Source organism: Denitraticella aggregata (assembly GCF_048158365.1).
GTDB lineage: Bacteria > Pseudomonadota > Gammaproteobacteria > Burkholderiales > Rhodocyclaceae > Azoarcus_F.
In genome coordinates, this window is record NZ_JBLLNL010000009.1 from 134697 (window position 1) to 153749 (window position 19053).

Sequence of the window (19053 nt, forward strand, 5' to 3'; positions counted from 1 at the left end):
GGTTGACGGGCGCAAGTATAACTGCGACGCGCGCCGCCGAGGTCAGACTTTATGCGCTCGGGACCTGCGCAGGACGGTGCGACCAGCTTGCGCCGGATTCAATCCTTCGGCGTCGGGCTGTCCGGCAGATCGTAGCGGTCGGCGACGTAGGCGTGACCCTTCATCAAGGTCACGATGACGCAGAAAATGGTGACGGTCAGCACCAGCGTCCAGTGAAAGATGATAATGCCGATCGCCAGATAATCGTTCATCTGGATCTGCCGGGCGACCTCGAGGGGCACGTCGCCGGTGATGAACCATCGGGCCGCCAGCGCATAGAGCGCTGGCAATACGGTACCGGCCAGCAGGACCATGGGCATCCTGCGCAGGACCTTCCATTCCAGCCCGTGTGGCTCGCGCCGGGATCCGGGCAGTTTCTGCAACAGTTTCATGGCATGCCTCCAGGATTTCGGATCGACGACGCTCGGCGTCGGCGACATTGTTCACCTGAGAGTGTCGCGGGGGTCCGCCAGTTCCGTCGAGGCGTCCGCAACGGTGTTTCACGATCTCCGCAGAGGCGATCGATCGACGTCGTCGATCGCCACCGTCTCGCGCTGCGGTCGTATCCGTTATGCTACGCGCTTTGTGTCGATTACCGCCTTGGCCTTGACGAAATCGCCTTCACCGTCTCCTGACCGCTTCGATGTGCGCTGGCTCGCCGAGGCCCTGCGCCTGCGCGAGGCTGCAGACGGACGGGTGCGGGATGCGCACGCGGTCGCCGCTGCGCGCGAGCATCGCGGCGACGCGGAGTCCAGGGTGCTGATGCGTGCCGCCCTGCTCGGCGAAACGGACGGGCTCGCCGCGCAGATCGAGGCATGGCGTGGACGAACCCGCATCGTGTTCATGGTGCTGGCCGCGATTGCGCTGATCGGCGGGTTCGGTGCAGCCGTGGCGGCCGTGGGTGACGGCAATCGCCCGGTGAATGTGGTGTGGTCGTTGGGTGCGCTGCTCGGCGTGCATGTGCTGATGCTGCTGCTGTGGTGCGCGAGTTTTATTGTATCGGCCGGCGATGGAGGCGGCGCGCTGGGGCGGCTTTGGTTGTGGCTGTCGACCCGGTTTGCATCGGTCGCGACGAGTCGTCACGTACCGGTCGCGCTGCTGGCGCTGTATCGGCGTGAGCGGCTGCTGCGGTGGTGGCTGGGCACGGTCACGCATGGGCTGTGGACCGCGGCGCTTGGCGGCGTGGTGCTGGGCCTGCTGCTGAGCTTTGCATTGCGCGCCTACGGTTTCGTGTGGGAGACCACGATTCTGCCGGTCGCCCTGTTCGAGCGCCTCGTCGCTGCGTTGGGGTGGCTGCCGTCGCAGGTCGGCTTCGCGGTTCCGGATACTGATATGGTGCGTGCGAGCGGCCTGTCGGTGGCAGGGGACGAGCTGGCGCGCCGTGCATGGGCCTCATGGCTGCTCGGCTGTGTGGTCGTGTATGGCATCGTTCCCCGGGGGCTGCTGTGGGCGGCCTGCGCCGCTCAGGTCGTGCAGCGGCGCTCGCGCACCCGGCTCGACCTCGGTCAGCCCGGCTATGCGCAACTGCTCGCACGCCTCACGCCGGCAAGCGAACGGATCGGTGTCACCGATTCTGCGCCGGCCCGGATCGCGGGGGCGCATGTCGCCGATCCGCACGCGGCGGCCGGGCAGGGCGCAGTCATGGTCGGCGTCGAATTGCGCGACGACCTGGGCGCATCGCCACTGTCCCTGCCGGGCGTGCGGAGCGAAGGCGTGATCGAGTCGCGCGAGCAGCGTCGTCGCGTGCTGGCCGATTTTGCCCGGAATCCGCCGGCGCGCCTGTTGATCGTGTGCGACCCACGCCTGTCTCCGGATCGCGGCAGCCTCGCGCTGCTTGCCGAACTGGCCGATCATGCGGATGCCGCGCGGATCTGGCTGTTCGCCGCCGAACGCGCCGACAGCGAGCGCCTCGCGCACTGGCGTGCCGGCCTGGCTGAAACCGGTTTCGATCGGCGTGCCGTGGTCGAGACCGAGCATGATGCGCTGGCCTGGCTGCAAGGCCTCGACACGCACGGGGTCGACGATGCGAGCTGAATCCGGCATCCGTCGGCCACTGCACCTGGCCGTGGTCGGGCATACCAACACCGGCAAGACCTCACTGCTGCGCACGCTGACGCGGGACGCCGGTTTCGGGGAGGTCTCCAGCCGGCCCAGTACGACCCGTCATGTCGAAGGTGCGCGCCTGATGGCCGATGGCGAGGTGCTGGTGGAACTGTTCGACACACCGGGCATGGAAGACCCGATCGCGTTGCTGGAACTGCTGGAGGACATCGCGGCCACGCAGCAAGCGCAGGGCCGGCAACGCCTCGACGGGCCGGCACGGGTCGAGCGCTTTCTCGCGTCGCCTGCCGCGCACGGCCGCTTCGAGCAGGAGGCGAAGGTACTCAGGCAGTTGCTCGCGAGTGACGCGGGCCTGTACGTGATCGACGCGCGCGATCCGGTGCTGGCCAAGCACAGGGACGAGCTTGCGGTGCTGGGCAGTTGTGCGGTGCCGCTGCTGCCCGTGCTCAACTTCGTGCGCGCCGCCGAGGCCAACGAGCCAGCGTGGCGCGAGGCCTTGTCGCGTCTCGGCCTGCACGCGGTCGTGCGTTTCGATACGGTCGCGCCCGAGCGCGACGGCGAGCGCAGGCTGTATGAAAAGCTCGCCACGCTGCTCGACGGATTCCGGCCGGCGCTGGAAAAATTGGTGGCCTGTCGCGAGCGGGAGGCCGGTCTGCGCCATCGGGCTGCGCTGCGCCTGATCGCGGAAATGCTCATCGATGCGGCGGCCTGCGGCATGGCGCTGCCGGGCAGTGATCCCGCACGGATTGCCGAAGGGATCGAAAGTCTCAACACACGGGTGCGCGAGCGCGAACAGCGCTGTGTCGAGGCCTTGCTGGACCTGTATCGCTTCGGGCCCCACGATGTCGATGCGGATCAGCTGCCCCTGATCGACGGGCGCTGGGAGAACGATCTGTTTCACCCGGAGACGCTGCGTCAAATGGGGGTCAAGCTCGGTACCGGTGCGGCGGCGGGCGCTGCCGCAGGTGCCGGCATCGACCTGATGGTGGGCGGCCTGACGCTGGGGGCGGCCGCGGCCCTCGGTGCGCTTGCAGGCGGAGGCTGGCAGGCGATGCGGCACTTCGGTGGTCGGGTCGTCGGCGCGATCACCGGACAGCGGGAATTATCGGTCGGCGATCCGATTCTGCGCTTGCTGGTGTTGCGACAATTGCACCTGTTGCATGCGCTGGAGTCGCGGGGGCACGCTGCGATGAAGCCCATCCACGGGTTTGCGGACGAAGCGCGCAAATGGCAGCAGGGCGCGCTGCCGGCCCCGGTCGAGCTGGCGCGTGCACATCGCGAATGGTCGGCCATGGATGGTCGCGTCGAGGACAGCGTGGCGCGGACCGACGCGATCGAACGCCTGGCCGATCTGCTCGGCGACGCCTTCGATTCAGCCGCTGTCGAGTAGCAGCCTGTCGCACCAAAACATCGGGGCGCCGAAGCGCCCCGATGTGTTTTCAGCGGGATGTTTCTTACTTCTTGCGCTGCGGCGGCAGGTCGGTGCAGCTGCCGTGTGCGACCTCGGCAGCCAGACCGACTGTCTCGCCCAAGGTCGGGTGGGGGTGGATGGTCTTGCCGATATCGACCGCATCCGCGCCCATCTCGATCGCGAGGCAGACTTCGCCGATCATGTCGCCGGCCGATGGGCCGACGATGGTGCCGCCGATGATCCGATGCGTCTCCGCATCGAAGATCAGCTTGGTGAAGCCGTATTCAGCGCCGTTGGCGATCGCGCGCCCCGAAGCGGCCCATGGGAACTTGGCGGTGTCGACCTTCCTGCCCTCGGCCTTGGCCTGCGCCTCGGTGTAGCCGACCCAGGCCACCTCCGGATCGGTGTAGGCCACGCCCGGGATCACGGTGGCATCGAAGGCCGCCTTGTGACCGGCAGCCACTTCGGCCGCGACATGGCCCTCATGTACCGCCTTGTGGGCGAGCATGGGTTGGCCGACGATGTCGCCGATCGCAAAGATGTGCGCCACGTTGGTGCGCATCTGCGCGTCGGCCGGGATGAAACCGCGCTCATCGACGATCACGCCGGCCTTGTCCGCACCGATCTTCTTGCCGTTCGGCGACCGACCGACCGACTGCAGGATCATGTCGTACCGGACTGGCTCGGCCGGCACGCCTTCACCTTCGAACTTGACCCACAGCCCATCGTCCCTGGCCTCGACCGCGACCGTCCTGGTCTTTAACATGACCTTGTCGAAGCGGTGGGCGTTCTGCTTCTCCCACACCTTGACCGCGTCGCGGTCCGGGCCCTGCATGAGCCCGTCGAGCATCTCGACCACATCGATGCGCGTGCCCAGCGACGAATACACCGTGGCCATCTCAAGCCCGATGATGCCGCCGCCGATCACCAGCATCTTCTCCGGCACCTGACGCAGTTCCAGCGCGCCGGTCGAATCGACGATTCGCGGATCCTTCGGGATGAAGGGCAGATGCACCGCGGCGCTGCCGGCGGCGATGATGCACTGCTTGAACTTCACCACCTTCTTCGCGCCGGTCTTGTCCTGCGCGTTGCCGGACGTCTCCTCGACCTCGAGGTGATGCGGATCGAGAAAATGACCGTAGCCGCGGATCACGTCCACCTTGCGCCCCTTGGCCATGCCCGAGAGCCCGCCGGTGAGCTTGCCGACCACGCCATCCTTGTGCTTTCTGAGCGCATCGATATCGACCGAGGGCTTCTCGAAGCCGATGCCGACCGAGCCCATGTGCCGGGCCTCGTCCATTACCGCGGCCACATGCAGCAAGGCCTTGGACGGAATGCAGCCTACATTCAGGCACACGCCGCCGAGCGTGGCGTACCGTTCGATCACCGCGGCCTTGAGCCCCAGATCGGCCGCGCGAAACGCGGCCGAGTAGCCACCGGGGCCCGCGCCGAGCACGACCAGGTCGTATTCGGCATCGGCGCTGCCGCCGTGCGACGCAGCCGCCGGCGCCGCTGTCGGTCCTCCCCCTTCAAGAGGGCGGCTGGGAGGGGGATTGGTTGCGCTTGCTGCAGGTTGTGTCCCATCCCCACCCCGACCCTCCCCTTGAAGGGGAGGGGGCGAAGCCGCAGCCGCCGCACCGGCCTCGACCTTGATCAGCGCGCTGCCTTCGGCAACCTTGTCGCCGATCGCGACCAGCACTTCCTTGACCACGCCGGCTGCCGAGGAGGGCACGTCCATCGTCGCCTTGTCGGACTCGAGAGTGCAGATCGCGTCATCGATCGCGATCGTGTCGCCCGGCTTCACGAACAGTTCGATCACCGGCACCGCATCGAAATCCCCGATGTCCGGGACCTTGACTTCCACTAACTCACTCATGATGCGGCCTCCTTACAGCATGACCCGACGGAAGTCGGCCAGCAGTTGTGCGAGATAGACGTTGAAGCGCGTCGCCAGCGCCCCGTCGATGACGCGGTGATCCGCGGTCAGCGAAAGCGGCAGCGTCAGGCGTGGCACGAACGCCTTGCCATCCCACACCGGCTTCATCACGGACTTGTTGACCCCGAGGATCGCGACCTCGGGCGCATTGACGATAGGCGCGAAGTAGGTGCCGCCGATCCCCCCGAGGCTCGAGATCGTGAAGCAGGCCCCCGACATGTCGGCCGGGCCGATCTTGCCATCGCGCGCCTTCTTGGCGAGTGCCCCCGATTCGGCGGCGATGTCGAACACGCTCTTCTGGTCTGCGTTTTTGATCACCGGCACCACCAGGCCGTTCGGCGTGTCGGCGGCGAACGCGATGTTGAAGTACTTCTTGTAGACCAGATTGTCGCCATCGAGGCTGGTATTGAACTCCGGGAACTCCTGCAGAGCGCGCACCGAGGCCTTGATGATGAAGGCCAGCATCGTGAGCTTCTTGCCGGACTTCTCGAACTCCTTGTTCATCTGGACGCGGAAGGCCTCCAGGTCGGTGATGTCGGCGTCCTCGTGATAGGTCACCGCCGGGATCATCACCCAGTTGCGCGCGAGGTTCTGGCCGGAGATCTTCTTGATCCGGCTCAACGGCTTGACTTCGACCTCGCCGAACTTCGCGAAATCGACCTTGGGCCACGGCAGCAGATCCAGACCGCCCCCCAGGCCGGCGCCCGCGGCTGCGGCGGGCGTTCTGCCCGGCACGACGCCTGAGCTCATCGCGCCCTTCACGAAAGCGGTGACGTCATCCTTCAGGATGCGGTTCTTCGGACCGCTGCCTTTCACCTGCGCCAGATCGGCGCCGAGTTCGCGCGCATAGGCACGCACCGACGGGCTGGCGTGGACCTTGCCGCCGAGCTTGACCGCGGACGGGGCGGCCGCGGCAGATGGGGCAGCCGGGGCAGGGGCCGGGGCTGGAGCGGCAGGGGCCGCTGTGGGAGCGGCGCGAGTCGCGATTTCGGCGTTCCCGCCCGGTTCGGCGTTGTTCGCAGCGGGCGCCGCTCCTGCGGGTGCGCCGGCCGTCTCGACCCGGATCAGCACCGAACCCTCGGACACCTTGTCGCCGATGCCGACCAGCACCTCCTTGATCACGCCACTGGCCGAAGAGGGCACGTCCATCGTGGCCTTGTCCGATTCCAGGGTCGCGATCGCGTCTTCTTCCTTGATCGTGTCGCCGACCTTCACGAACAGCTCGATCACCGGCACGGCATCAAAATCGCCGATGTCCGGGACCTTCACGTCGACGACCCCGCCGCCGGCGCTGGCCGGGGCGGCGGCCTGTGCTCCTCCCCCTTCAAGGGGGGGGCTGGCAGGGGGATGGGTTGCGCTTGCTGCAGTTTGTGACCCATCCCCACCCCGGCCCTCCCCTTGAAGGGGAGGGAGAGTGGCCGCCGCGCCGGCGGCCTCGACCTTGATCAGCACATTGCCCTCGGACACCTTGTCGCCGAGTCCGACCAGCACCTCCTTTACGACACCACTGGCGGAGGAGGGCACGTCCATCGTGGCCTTGTCCGACTCCAGGGTCGCGATCGAATCCTCCACGTTGATCGTGTCACCGACCTTGACGAACAGTTCGATCACCGGCACGTCGGAGAAATCGCCGATGTCCGGTACCTTCACTTCGATGAGTTGGCTCATTGTCTTGTCTCCTTGCGCGCTCAGACGCTCACCGGGTTCGGCTTGTTGGGGTCGAGCTGGTACTTGACCATGGCCGCGGCGACCTTCTCGCGCGCGATCTTGCCGTCGTCGGCCAGTGCTTTCAGTGCGGCCAGCGTGACCCAGTAGCGATCGACCTCGAAGAAGTGACGCAGCTTCTCGCGCGTGTCCGATCGACCGAAGCCGTCGGTGCCTAGCGTCACATAGGTGCGCTTGACGAAGGGACGGATCTGCTCGGCATACATCTTGATGTAGTCGGTCGCAGCGATGACCGGGCCTTCGGTGGCGGCGAGCTTTGCCTCGACATGCGACTGCCGGGGCGCTTCCATCGGGTGGAGCATGTTCCAGCGCTCGATCTCGTGACCGTCACGGACCAGCTGGTTGAAGCTCGGGCAGCCCCACAGGTCGGCTTCGACCCCCCAGTCGGCCTTGAGCAGGTCGGCCGCGGCGATGACCTCGTTGAAGATCGTGCCGGAGCCGAGCAGCTGCACGCGGGGCCCCTTGGCGTCGCCGCCCTGTCTGAACGCATACATGCCCTTGATGATGTCGGCTTCGGCCCCGACAGGCATCTCCGGATGCTCGTAGTTTTCGTTCATCACGGTGATGTAGTAGTAGATGTCCTGCTGCTCGGCAAACATGCGGCGCATGCCGTCCTGCACGATGACCGCGACCTCGTACTGGAACGTCGGATCGTAGCTGACGCAGTTCGGGATCATGTTGGCCATCACCAGGCTGTGCCCGTCCTCGTGCTGCAGGCCCTCACCATTCAGGGTGGTGCGCCCGGCGGTGCCTCCGATCAGGAAGCCGCGGGTACGCTGGTCGGCCGCGGCCCAGCACAGGTCCATCGTGCGCTGCAGGCCGAACATCGAGTAGAAGATGTAGAAGGGCACCATCTGCACCCCGTGCACGCTGTAAGCGGTGCCGGCGGCGATCCAGTCGGCCATCGCGCCGGCCTCGTTGATGCCTTCCTGCAGCACCTGACCGGTCTGGCTTTCCTTGTAGAACATCAGTTGGTCATGGTCTTCGGGGAGGTACTTCTGCCCTTCCTGGTTCCAGATGCCGTACTGGCGGAACATGCCTTCCATACCGAAGGTGCGCGATTCGTCGGGCACGATCGGCACGATCTGCTTGCCGATCTGCTTGTCCTTCAGCAGCGTGTTCATGATGCGCACGATCGCCATCGTCGTGGAGAGCTCGCGCCCTTCGCCCGAGGCCTTGAGCAGCGCGGCGAACGCATCGAGTCCGGGCACGGCCAGCGGCTCGGCCTTCTGGCGACGCTGCGGCAGGAAGCCACCGAGGGCCAAGCGCCGGTCGCGCATGTACGCGTATTCCGCGGAATCCTCCGGGAATGTGAGGTAGGGCAGTTCGGCGAGTTTGTCGTCGGGTACCGGCAGGCCGAAGCGGTCACGGAAGCGGCGGATCGCCTCGACGTCCATCTTCTTCTGCTGGTGGCTGATGTTCATCGCCTCGCCGGCCTGGCCCATGCCGAAGCCCTTGATGGTCTTGGCCAGGATCAGCGTGGGCGCGCCCTTGTGCTTAACCGCCGCGTCATAGGCGGCGAAGATCTTGAACAGGTCGTGGCCACCGCGATTGAGCTGCCACACCTGGTCGTCGGTCCAGTCGGCCACCAGCGCGCGCAGTTCGGGCGTGTTGAAGAAGTGCTCGCGCACATAGGCGCCATCCTTGGCCTTGAAGGTCTGGTACTCGCCGTCGCACAGCTCCATCATGCGCTTCTTCAGAATGCCCGCCTTGTCGCGCGCGAACAGCGTGTCCCACTGGGTGCCCCACACCAGCTTGATCACGTTCCAGCCCGCGCCGCGGAACTCCGCCTCGAGCTCCTGGATGATCTTGCCGTTGCCGCGCACCGGCCCGTCGAGGCGCTGCAGGTTGCAGTTGATCACGAACACCAGATTGTCGAGCTTCTCGCGCCCGGCCATGCCGATCGCGCCGAGCGACTCGACCTCGTCGGTCTCGCCGTCGCCGAGGAAGGCCCACACCTTGCGCTGTTCGGCCTTGGCTGCATCGATCAGGCCGCGGCTGGCCATGTACTTCATGAAGCGTGCCGAGTAGATCGCGCACAAGGGTCCCAGGCCCATCGACACGGTCGGAAACTGCCAGAAGTCGGGCATCAGCCACGGGTGCGGGTAGGACGAGATCCCCTTGCCGTCGACCTCCTGGCGGAAGTGGTCCATCTGCTCCTCGGTCAGACGACCGAGCATGAAGGCGCGCGCATACACGCCGGGCACCGAATGGCCCTGGAAGAAGATCAGATCGCCGCCGGTGTCGTGCTCGACGCTTTTCCAGAAGTGCGAGAAGCCCACATCGTAGAGCGCGGCGGCCGACGCGAACGACGCGATATGGCCGCCCACGTTGGTGCCCTTGTTGGCCCGCACCACCATCGCCATCGCGTTCCAGCGGATGTAGGAGTGCAGCTTGATCTCCATGTCCGCGTCACCCGGGTAGGCGGGCTGCTGGTCGGCCGGAATGGTGTTGATGTACTGCGTCGTGGCCGAGTACGGAATGTCGATCCCGTCCTCGCGTGCGGTCTCGATCAGCTTTTCGATCAGATGGTGCGCGCGTTGTGCGCCTTCATGCTCGATCACCCCTTGCAGCGCTTCGAGCCATTCGGTGGTTTCCTGCGCATCCGGATCGGATTGCAGCGATACGTCTTGTTTCCCGGTCATGGTTTGTCTCCTCATGACATGCCGTTTGCAAAACCCGCCCGAATGGACGGGACGCTTCCTGAAAGCACGCGCGTGAGCCTCCCGCAAGCCCCGCTTGTTTCGTAATATAAAACGTTATCTCGTTAGGCGCAATAGAAAAGTCGGTTTTGCTCCAGTTCAGGGATCTGCCTGCGGGTCCGGACATAGCCGAAACACTTGGCGAGCGCGGGTGATCAGGTCCGATCGCGCATTGCACGACTGGTGCAGACCTCCATCCAGGGGTGGCGAAACGGGTGGAGGCCTGAGCCGAAGGGCCTGCGGTCCGGAAATGCACACAAGTACCCTTTGGGCGCATCCGCGCGCGTCGAGGTACCGGGATTGATGCGCCCGTGCGGTGCGAGCAACGGACACGAAAAAGAACCTGTCAGGGCATGAGGGAGGGAGGGAGAGCATCCCCGACCGGTTTGACAAAAAGGGCAAAGATCCCGGAGCGGTCATTGTGCCGAGGCTCGATGTCGATCGGATTCATTTGCGAATACGACGACCCCGTTCTTCACTTCGCCCATGAATACGTCGTGCGCGCTGGTAATCGCTTCGTGCTGATCCCGGGTGAAGGGACGCCGGTATGTCATCACCACTCCTTCGACCGTCTGCCGCAGGTCTTCGAGCGCTTCACGAATGCGATCACCATCGGTGCTGCCCGCCTGTCCGATCGCCGCCGCGAGCAGTAGCAGTGAATCATAGCCTTGTGCGGCCGCAGGCGGAACAGGGATTCGTTCATTTCCGGTGCGCGCCCGCCAGGATTCCAGGAATGCCCTGCGCCGTTCGGTCGTCGGTTCGGGGATGAAGGTCTGCGGCATGCGCGCGCCCTCTGCATTCGGTCCGGCATCGTCGATGAAGTTCGACATCGCCAGTGTCCAGCTTCCGATTAGCGGCACGCGCCAGCCCAGGCGCGCCATGCCGTTCGCGATCTGTGCGAGCTCGGGCCCGATCCCGTAGGTCAGGATCGCCTGCGCATTTGCGTCGCGGGCGCGGCGCAGGTGCGGCGTCATGTCGGCCTGCTTCAGCTGAAAAAGTTCGATCGCCACCGGCGTGATGCCACGTGCCGACAGCGCCGCCTCCAGGTTCTCGCGTCCGAGCTGGCCGTAATTGGTTGCGTCGTGGAAGATCGCCACCCGGTTCAGGCGGCGTCGATCGATCGCCTCGACCACGATCATCGCCGCCTGGATGCTGTCGTTGGCCGACACCCTGAACACGAAATTGTCGGGATGTTCCGGCGGCAGGAACTGTCGGGTGACCAGGCTGCCGGTTGCCACCGACGTGATGACCGGTATGCGGGCTTGCTGATAATAGCGTTGACTGGCCAACGCCACGCCGGTGTTGACGATGCCCAATCCCGCCACGATGTTCTGTTCGTCGATCAGTTCCTGCACGACCTGCGCACCGCGTTCGTTGCGCGCCTCATCGTCGCGTTCGACCAGTTCGATCGGCCGGCCGAGGACGCCGCCCGCGGCGTTCACCTCGGACGCGGCAATGCGGATGCCATCGCGCATCGACAGCCCCATCGGACTGGAACCCCCGGTGAAGGGGCCCGACACGCCGATGCGTATCGTGTCGCTCGCCAGTGTGCTCAGACTCAGCAGGCCGGTCAGGCACAGAACCGCAAGGGACTTGGCAGACATGCGGGGCTCACATCCGGTTGGGAGTGACACAATGTACGGCCCGCACCCCCCGAATATAATTGGCGAAAACCCGAAGGCCGCGCGTCATCGCGGGCCCCGTAAGGGAAACACCGGATTAACCTGTTGTCACCGCTCTGTGACAATCGCCTGGAACGAATCGATCGGGCACCACCGGTCTCGGCCTTACACCGCTTCACTCTCGTCGTCCGACCCAATGTCCGAATCCGTGAGCCCGCAGATCGTCAGGAACAAGCCCTCACGGCCGATCGATCGGTCGAGCCGGAGCCGTGTCCCACTCGGGCGAGGCGTAGGATGGCAAAGCCGGACCGGAAGAGCAGGGCCGTGCCCGCGTTCAATGGCCTCCTCGGGGCACCGGGATGTCTGATTCATCCACACAGGCCCGTTCGCAGCTGGCGCGTTGGTACTGGACCGCACCCTATGTAGCGGTCGGCGTGTTCGCGGTCACGATGCTGGTCATGGTGTGGCTGCTGCAATCGCGCGAGATCGAGAACCAGCGCAACGCGGTCGCGCGGGATGTGCAGTGGGCCGAGCAGACGATACGGATGCACATGCAGGGTACCGAAGAGTTTCTGACGCAGCTTGCGCGCGATCTGTCGGCCGATGCGATCGATTCCGACGGTTTCCAGCTGCGCGCAAACCAGCATATTGCGAACAATCCGGAACTGATCAACGTCGTCTGGGTGGGGCCGGAGGAGGCCGTGCGCTGGTCGGCTCCATTCGACACCACCGAGTGGTTGTCGGGCGACGTGCTGTCCGGGCTGCAGACGCAGCCGTTCTACCGCGCACGCGAGTTGGGGCGCCCGAGCTATGGCGAGGCCTACGTGAACCTGCGCGACCGCATGGTGCTGGAGGTCTATGTGCCCGTGCGACGGGGCCGCGAGCCTTTCGGCGCGATCGTCGGTGTGTATTCCATCGACCGCATGGTCCGCCATCTCGTGCCGGGCTGGTTCGCCGAAAAGTATCGGCTCGCCCTGATCAGCGTCCGCGGCGAGATTCTCGCGGTCAATTCCAGCGTGCTGGACCTGGACGAGAGCATATCCTACGAGATCCCGCTGGACCCGCCCGGCAACGGACTGACCTTGCGCGCCACCGCCTTTCGTACCGAAGGCCAGTTGCCGCAGGCGCTGCCGATGGCGATGATCCTCGCGCTGTCGGTGATCGTGCTGTGGAGTCTGTGGCTGCTGCGCACCCATGTGCGACGCCGGGTCCAGGTCGAGAAGGAACGCGACCGGCTGTTCAACCTGTCGCTGGACCTGCTGTGCATCGTCGGTCTGGATGGCGTGTTCCGGCGCTGCAATCCGGCCTTCACCCGCATCCTGGGCTACCGCACGGAGCAGTTGCTCGGGCGGGCCTTGCTGGATGTGGTGCACAGTGACGACATTCCCGAGACGCTGACCCAGATGCGCCGGCTCGCCACCGGTGAGCCGGTCAGTTTCGAGAACCGCTGCCGCGGTGCCAACGGCACCTTCAAGTGGCTCGCGTGGAGCATCAATCCGGTGCTGGAGGAGCAGCTCGTCTATGCGGTCGCGCACGACATCACCGGGCGCAAGGCGGCCGAGGATGCGCTGCGCGCAGAGTCGGCGTTCCGCAAGGCGATGGAGGAGTCGGTCATCACCGGCATGCGCGCGATCGACCTGTCCGGGCGGATCATCTACGTCAATAGCGCGTTCTGCCGCATGGTCGGCTTCAGCCAGGAGGAGCTGATCGGCGCGACTCCCCCGTTCCCCTACTGGCCGGAGGAGGACCTCGAGATCTGCAAGCAGAATCTCGCGATCACCCTGGAGGGCAGGGCGCCGGCCAGTGGGTTCGAGATGCGCATCCGGCGACGCGACGGCGTGCGACTGGATGCGCGTTTCTATCTGTCACCGCTGATCGATCTGGCCGGCAAGCAGACCGGCTGGATGGCCTCGGTGACCGACATCACCGAGCCGCGCCGGGTCAGGGAGGCCCTGGTCGCCGCGCAGCAACGCTTCGAGGCGGTGCTGGACGGGCTGGAGGCGGCGGTGTTCGTCGCCGATGCGATGTCGGACGAGATCCTGTTCGCGAACCGCGCGTTCAAGAACATTTACGGATACGACGCGGTCGGGCGCACCGTGCGGGGTGTGTCGGTGCCGCAGCCCGAGCGCGGTGACTATCTGGTGGAGCTGCGCGGACTGGACGTCAACCAGTTGCCGCGGGAACTGTTCGACGGCGAGGTGCAGCATCCGCTGTCGGGGCGCTGGTACCACGTGCGCGAGCATGCGACCCGCTGGGTGGATGGGCGGGTGGTGCGCATGGGCATCGCCACCGATATCACCGACCGCAAGCAGATCGCTGAGTCCTCGCGTGTCCAGGCCGAGCGCCTGCAGCACACGTCGCGCCTGATCACGATGGGTGAAATGGCCTCCACGCTCGCGCATGAACTGAACCAGCCGCTGTCGGCCATCGCCAACTACTGCATGGGGTGCGTCACCCGCATCCAGTCGGGCAAGTTCCGCGAAGAGGACCTGCTGGCCGCGATGCAGAAGGCGAGTTTCCAGGCCGAGCGGGCCGGCAAGATCATCCGGCGGGTTCGGGAATTCGTGAAGAAGAGCGAGCCGCGTCGCAGCGCGGTCAGGCTGGAGGAAGTGCTCGACGATGCGATCGGCTTTGCCGATATCGATGTGAGACGTGTCGGCGGCCGGATCGTGCTGGAGGTCGAACCGGATCTCCCGCCGGTGCATGCCGACCGGATCATGATCGAGCAGGTCGTCATCAATCTGGTCAAGAACGGCCTCGATGCGATGTCGGGGATTGCGCGCGAGGACAGGGTGCTGGTGCTCAGGGCACATGCGCTCAATGCCCGTCTGGTCGAGGTCGCGGTCATCGATCGGGGAAACGGTATCGGCGAGGACGAGCGCCCACTGCTGTTCACGCCGTTCTACACCACCAAGGCCGAAGGCATGGGCATGGGGCTGAACATCTGCCGGTCCATCGTCGAGTTCCACGACGGCAGATTGACCGTGGCGGACAACCCGGAAGGCGGTACCATCTTCACCTTTACGCTCCCCACGGAGGCCGAAAGTGAGCATGTCGCCAGAAGAGCCTGACCAGTGCATCTTCATCGTCGATGATGACGATGCCCTGCGTGATTCGCTGGTCTGGTTGCTCGAATCCAGCGGTTACCGGGTCTGCGCCTACGCGTCGTCGGAGGCGTTTCTCGAAGACTACACCACCGCGCTGACCGGTTGCCTGGTCCTGGACGTGCGCATGCCCGGCATGAGCGGGCTGGAACTGTTCGAGGCCTTGCGCGAGCGCCACTCGACGCTGCCGGTGATCTTCATCACCGGGCATGGAGACGTGCCGATGGCGGTCTCCGCAGTCAAGCGCGGCGCGGTGGATTTCATCGAGAAGCCGTTCGGCGATCGGGACATGCTGGGCCTGATCGAAGACAGCCTCGCGCGCGAGCGCGCCGGTCGCCAGAAGCGCCAGCGCGAGGCTGAGACCGCGCGCCGGTTGAGCGAACTGACCCATCGCGAGCGCGAAGTGCTCGATCTGATCATCGCCGGCAGGCTCAACAAGCAGATCGCGGACATGCTCGGCATCAGCATCAAGACCGTCGAAGTCCATCGCGCCCGGGTCATGGAGAAGATGTGCGCGAACTCGCTGGCCGAACTGGTGCAACACGTGATCAGCGGCGAGAGCGGCGCGGCGCGCGGCTGAATTCCGGGGCCGGGCCGGCTCCGTGCGCGGCGCCGCTCTGGTATCTTGAACGCTTTTCCGGCCCCGATCCACCGAATGTCCGCCATTAACGGCTTGCTCCTTCTCGGCGGCGTGCTGCTGTTCATCAGCATTCTCGCGAGTACCGTGTCGGCACGGCTCGGCCTGCCGCTGCTGCTGCTGTTCCTGGTCGTCGGCATGCTCGCCGGCGAGGAGGGGCTGGGCGGCATCGACTTCGACGACTTCTCGACCACGATGCTGGTCGCCCAGCTCGCGCTCGCGGTGATCCTGCTCGACGGCGGCTTGCGCACGCGCGCCTCGACCTTCCGGGTCGCGTTCAAGCCGGCCGCCTCGCTGGCGAGTTTCGGTGTGATCATCACGTCCTTGGTGCTGGGCGTATTTGCGACCTGGCTGTTCGATGTCGACTGGCGCATCGGTCTCCTGCTTGCCGCGATCGTCGGTTCGACCGATGCGGCCGCGGTGTTCTCGCTGCTGCGCAACAGCGGGGTGCGGTTGAACGATCGGGTCAAGGCCACGCTCGAGATCGAGTCCGGCGCGAACGACCCGATGGCGATCCTGATGGTCATCGTCATGGTGCAGTTGATCATGTCGCCGGGCGAACGCGACGGCTGGGCCTACGGCGTGATCCTGTTGCAGCAGCTCGCTTTCGGCATCCTGGCCGGATGGGTGGGCGGGCGCGTGCTGGCCCACCTGCTTGCGCGCCTGCGTCTGGCCGAGGGCCTGTACGCGCTGCTGATCGTATCGGGCGGGCTCATGGTCTTCTCGGCCACGAACATGATCGGCGGCAGCGGCTTCCTGGCAATCTACCTGGCCGGACTCGTGATCGGCAACCGTCGCTGCCATGCCACAGAACACGTGTTGCGGGTCATGGACGGCCTGGCCTGGCTGTCGCAGGCGGGCATGTTTCTCGCGCTGGGCCTGCTGGTCACGCCGTCGCACCTGCTCGAGCAAGCGACGCTGTCACTCGCGATGGCGCTGTTCCTGATGCTGGTGGCCCGGCCGGTCGCGGTGTTCGCCTGCCTGTGGCCGCAGCGTTTCGCGGTCAACGAGATGGCGTACATCTCGTGGGTCGGTCTGCGCGGTGCGGTGCCGATCGTGCTGGCCATGTATCCGCTGATGATGGGTGTGCCGCAATCGCTGCTGCTGTTCGACGTCGCCTTCGCGGTGGTGCTGGTGTCGCTGCTGGTGCAGGGCGCGACGGTACCGGTGGCCGCGCGCCTGTTCAAGGTCGTCGTCCCGCGCCGCGACGAACCGGTCGACCGGCTCGAGGTGTGGGTCGGCGAGAACGAGACGTTGGATCTGATGGAGTATCACGTCGGCCACGGCTCGCGTGCGGAGGGATCGCACCCGGACACGCTGGTCTCGCGCGAGGCGGGGCCGGATGTGCGCTGTGCTGCGGTGCTGCGCGCAGGCAAGGCGTTACCGCTGACCCGTGCCACCCGCCTGCGCGAGAACGACTCGGTCTGGCTCATCGCGCCAGACGAGATGGCCGAGCGTCTGGCTGCGGCCTTCGCGCCGGGACGCGAGGACGAACTGATCGCCAACGCGGGCTTCTTCGGCGAGTTCACCGTGTCCGCGAACTGCATGGCGGGCGATCTGGCCGCGGCCTACGGACTCTCGCTGGAGGAGGGCGAGGCCGACGTGCCGCTGGCTACGCTGCTGGTGCACCGGCTCGGACGGCATGCGGTCGAGGGCGATCGGGTCGGCATCGGCGGGTTCGAACTGACCGTAAGGCACCTGGACGCCAGGGGCGGTATCGACCAGATCGGTCTGAAATGCCCGCGCCCGCACATGCCGTGAGGCGATTCTTGGACAAGCACGAGCGATCCGGTCATTTGGCACCGCGGTTCGCCCTGAGTCTGTCCAGGCGTGTCGACCGGACCCGACCGGCGTTCGCTTGACCTGGGTCAACGGTTTATCGTCGACCGTGCGATAAGTTCTGCGCTTCGAATTCAGCTAGCGGGAGACGCAATGGCTAAAGCGGCGCAGATGCCGGCCACGGGCCGGTCCTTCATGTCGGGCAACGAGGCGGTTGCCCGAAGCGCGTGGGAAGCCGGCGTGCGGGTGGCGGCCGCCTATCCGGGCACCCCCTCGACCGAGATCCTTGAGGAACTGGCAGCCTGTCCCGACGTGTATGCCGAGTGGTCGATCAACGAGAAGGTGTCGCTCGAGGTCGCGCTCGGTGCGTCGATGGTCGGTGCGCGGGCGCTGTGCGCGATGAAACATGTCGGCCTGAACGTCGCCTCCGATGCGTTGATGACGATGACGGTGACCGGCGTCAAGGGCGGACTGGTGATCGCGGTGGCAGACGATGTCGGCATGTCCTCGTCGCAGAACGAGCAGGACTCGCGCTTCTGGGGCCGCTTCGCGCATGTGCCGGTGCTCGAGCCCGCGGACTCGCAGGAAGCCTTCGACATGACACGCGCCGCGTTCGAACTGTCCGAGCGCTTCTGCGTGCCGGTGATCCTGCGCATGACCACGCGCATCTGTCATGTCAAGTCGGTGGTGCAGGCCGGCGAGCGCGAAGCGATCGAGCCGATCGGCTTCGAGAAGGATCCGCGCCGCTGGGTCATGGTGCCGGGCCACGCCAAGCCGCGCGTGCCGATGATGTACGAGCGCGAGGCTGCGCTGCGCGCCGAGTCCGAGGCCTCGCCGCTCAATCGGACGCATCGGGGCGCGGAGCGCACGATGGGCTTCGTCGCGTCCGGCCCGGCCTTCATGCATGTGCGCGAGGCCTTCCCGCAGGCGCCGGTGTTCAAGCTGGGCCTGTCGTATCCGCTGCCACTGGAGGCCTTGCGCAGCTTCGCGCGGAGCGTCGAAGAACTCGTCGTGGTCGAGGAGACCGAGCCGCTGGTCGAATCCGAACTGCGCGCAGCCGGGATCGTCTGCACCGGCAAGGCCCGCCTGCCGCGCACCGGGGAGCTGTCGCCCGACGTGCTGAAGTCCGCGCTCATGCCCGGCCCGGACGGCAGCGTGGCCGAAACCGCACAGGCCACACAGGCTGCCGCGGTGCCGGCCCAGCCGGTCTTCCCGCGTCCGCCGACGCTGTGTGTCGCGTGTCCGCATCTGGGCGTCTATTACACGCTGTCGCAGATGCGCAACCTGATCATCTCGGGTGACATCGGCTGCTACACGCTCGGCGCCGGTCATCCGTGGAATGCGCTCGACACCTGCATCTCGATGGGGGCGTCGCTGGGCATGGCGTTGGGCATGGACAAGGGGCGCGGCCCTGCCGACGAGAACAAGAGGATCCTCGCAGTCATCGGCGACTCCACCTTCATGCACATGGGCATGCAGGGTCTGCTCGACATCACGTGGAACCGCGGCAACGTGACGGTGCTGCTGCTCGACAACCGCACCGTTGGCATGACCGGCGGGCAGGACAACCCGGGCAGTGGCCGCAACATCCACGGCGACGATACGCCGCGGGTGGATTTCGCGCAGCTGTGCGAGGCGCTCGGCGTCCGGCGCGAGCGCATCCGCGTGCTCGACCCCTACCAGTTGCCGGTGCTGTTCAAGGCGCTGCGCGAGGAGACGAAGATCGACGAGCCGTCGGTCATCATCACCGACCGGCCGTGTGTGCTGATCGACGACTACAAGCCCACGCGCCCCTACCTGGTCCGCGACGACCTGTGCACCGGTTGCGGCAACTGCATCGACGTCGGGTGTCCGGCGATCCACGTCACGCGGCGCGACCAGGTGGTCAAGGCCTCGGGCAAGAGCGTGGATCTGGCCTTCGTCCGCATCGAGACTTCCGCCTGCACCGGCTGCGGCCTGTGCGTGCAGCCGTGCGCGCCGGAGGCCATCGTGCATGCCGAACCGGTGTTTCCGATCAATTTCGCGCGGAAATGATCC

Annotated in this window: 11 protein-coding genes; 6 read left to right on the plus strand and 5 right to left on the minus strand. The window is 66.0% G+C overall.

The genetic code is table 11. The features are described 5' to 3' along the window. Positions 1 to 98: 98 nt before the first annotated feature. A complete protein-coding gene (locus ACKVEX_RS12400; protein WP_473216046.1) occupies positions 99 to 431 on the minus strand; it encodes a hypothetical protein in 333 nt (110 codons plus the stop codon). Positions 432 to 639: 208 nt separating this feature from the next. Here ACKVEX_RS12400 and ACKVEX_RS12405 point away from each other — a divergent pair, with 208 nt between their 5' ends. After that, positions 640 to 2073, plus strand: coding sequence for a DUF2868 domain-containing protein (locus ACKVEX_RS12405; protein ID WP_473216047.1), 1434 nt, complete (start codon positions 640 to 642; stop codon positions 2071 to 2073). Next, positions 2063 to 3490: a DUF3482 domain-containing protein gene (locus tag ACKVEX_RS12410; protein WP_473216048.1), complete on the plus strand. Its 1428-nt coding sequence runs from the start codon at positions 2063 to 2065 to the stop codon at positions 3488 to 3490. Before ACKVEX_RS12405 ends, ACKVEX_RS12410 begins: the two co-directional genes overlap by 11 nt. A gap of 64 nt (positions 3491 to 3554) precedes the next feature. On the opposite strand, the gene lpdA is transcribed toward ACKVEX_RS12410, so the two are convergent. From lpdA to ACKVEX_RS12430, 4 genes are all read right to left on the minus strand, one after another. Further along, complete coding sequence (lpdA, locus tag ACKVEX_RS12415; RefSeq protein ID WP_473216049.1) at positions 3555 to 5387, minus strand: dihydrolipoyl dehydrogenase; 1833 nt, start codon at positions 5385 to 5387, stop codon at positions 3555 to 3557. Positions 5388 to 5399: 12 nt separating this feature from the next. After that, positions 5400 to 7115, minus strand: coding sequence for a dihydrolipoyllysine-residue acetyltransferase (gene aceF, locus ACKVEX_RS12420; protein WP_473216050.1), 1716 nt, complete (start codon positions 7113 to 7115; stop codon positions 5400 to 5402). Positions 7116 to 7135: 20 nt separating this feature from the next. Next, on the minus strand, positions 7136 to 9817 hold the full coding sequence (gene aceE, locus ACKVEX_RS12425) for a pyruvate dehydrogenase (acetyl-transferring), homodimeric type (protein WP_473216051.1): 2682 nt from the start codon (positions 9815 to 9817) through the stop codon (positions 7136 to 7138). Positions 9818 to 10290: 473 nt separating this feature from the next. Then, complete coding sequence (locus ACKVEX_RS12430) at positions 10291 to 11478, minus strand: ABC transporter substrate-binding protein (RefSeq protein WP_473216052.1); 1188 nt, start codon at positions 11476 to 11478, stop codon at positions 10291 to 10293. A 377-nt stretch (positions 11479 to 11855) separates the two neighbouring features. On the opposite strand from ACKVEX_RS12430, the gene ACKVEX_RS12435 reads away from it, so the two are divergent. The 4 genes from ACKVEX_RS12435 to ACKVEX_RS12450 all read left to right on the plus strand — a co-directional run bounded on the left by ACKVEX_RS12435 (position 11856) and on the right by ACKVEX_RS12450 (position 19050). After that, a complete protein-coding gene (locus ACKVEX_RS12435) occupies positions 11856 to 14567 on the plus strand; it encodes a PAS domain S-box protein (RefSeq protein WP_473216053.1) in 2712 nt (903 codons plus the stop codon). Continuing rightward, positions 14548 to 15180, plus strand: a complete 633-nt coding sequence (locus ACKVEX_RS12440; RefSeq protein WP_473216054.1) for a response regulator transcription factor — start codon at positions 14548 to 14550, stop codon at positions 15178 to 15180. The genes ACKVEX_RS12435 and ACKVEX_RS12440 overlap by 20 nt, the downstream gene beginning before the upstream one ends. A 75-nt stretch (positions 15181 to 15255) precedes the next feature. Further along, a complete protein-coding gene (locus ACKVEX_RS12445) occupies positions 15256 to 16998 on the plus strand; it encodes a potassium/proton antiporter (RefSeq protein WP_473216055.1) in 1743 nt (580 codons plus the stop codon). 171 nt (positions 16999 to 17169) lie between these two features. Beyond that, complete coding sequence (locus tag ACKVEX_RS12450) at positions 17170 to 19050, plus strand: thiamine pyrophosphate-dependent enzyme (RefSeq protein ID WP_473216056.1); 1881 nt, start codon at positions 17170 to 17172, stop codon at positions 19048 to 19050. Positions 19051 to 19053 lie beyond the last annotated feature (3 nt).

Coding starts and splice junctions, on each gene's coding strand:
- ACKVEX_RS12400 (WP_473216046.1), bottom strand. CDS start 431: ATGAAACTGTTGCAGAAACTGCCCGGATCCCGGCGCGAGCCACACGGG.
- ACKVEX_RS12410 (WP_473216048.1), top strand. CDS start 2,063: ATGCGAGCTGAATCCGGCATCCGTCGGCCACTGCACCTGGCCGTGGTC.
- lpdA (WP_473216049.1), bottom strand. CDS start 5,387: ATGAGTGAGTTAGTGGAAGTCAAGGTCCCGGACATCGGGGATTTCGAT.
- aceF (WP_473216050.1), bottom strand. CDS start 7,115: ATGAGCCAACTCATCGAAGTGAAGGTACCGGACATCGGCGATTTCTCC.
- aceE (WP_473216051.1), bottom strand. CDS start 9,817: ATGACCGGGAAACAAGACGTATCGCTGCAATCCGATCCGGATGCGCAG.
- ACKVEX_RS12430 (WP_473216052.1), bottom strand. CDS start 11,478: ATGTCTGCCAAGTCCCTTGCGGTTCTGTGCCTGACCGGCCTGCTGAGT.
- ACKVEX_RS12435 (WP_473216053.1), top strand. CDS start 11,856: ATGTCTGATTCATCCACACAGGCCCGTTCGCAGCTGGCGCGTTGGTAC.
- ACKVEX_RS12440 (WP_473216054.1), top strand. CDS start 14,548: ATGTCGCCAGAAGAGCCTGACCAGTGCATCTTCATCGTCGATGATGAC.
- ACKVEX_RS12445 (WP_473216055.1), top strand. CDS start 15,256: ATGTCCGCCATTAACGGCTTGCTCCTTCTCGGCGGCGTGCTGCTGTTC.
- ACKVEX_RS12450 (WP_473216056.1), top strand. CDS start 17,170: ATGGCTAAAGCGGCGCAGATGCCGGCCACGGGCCGGTCCTTCATGTCG.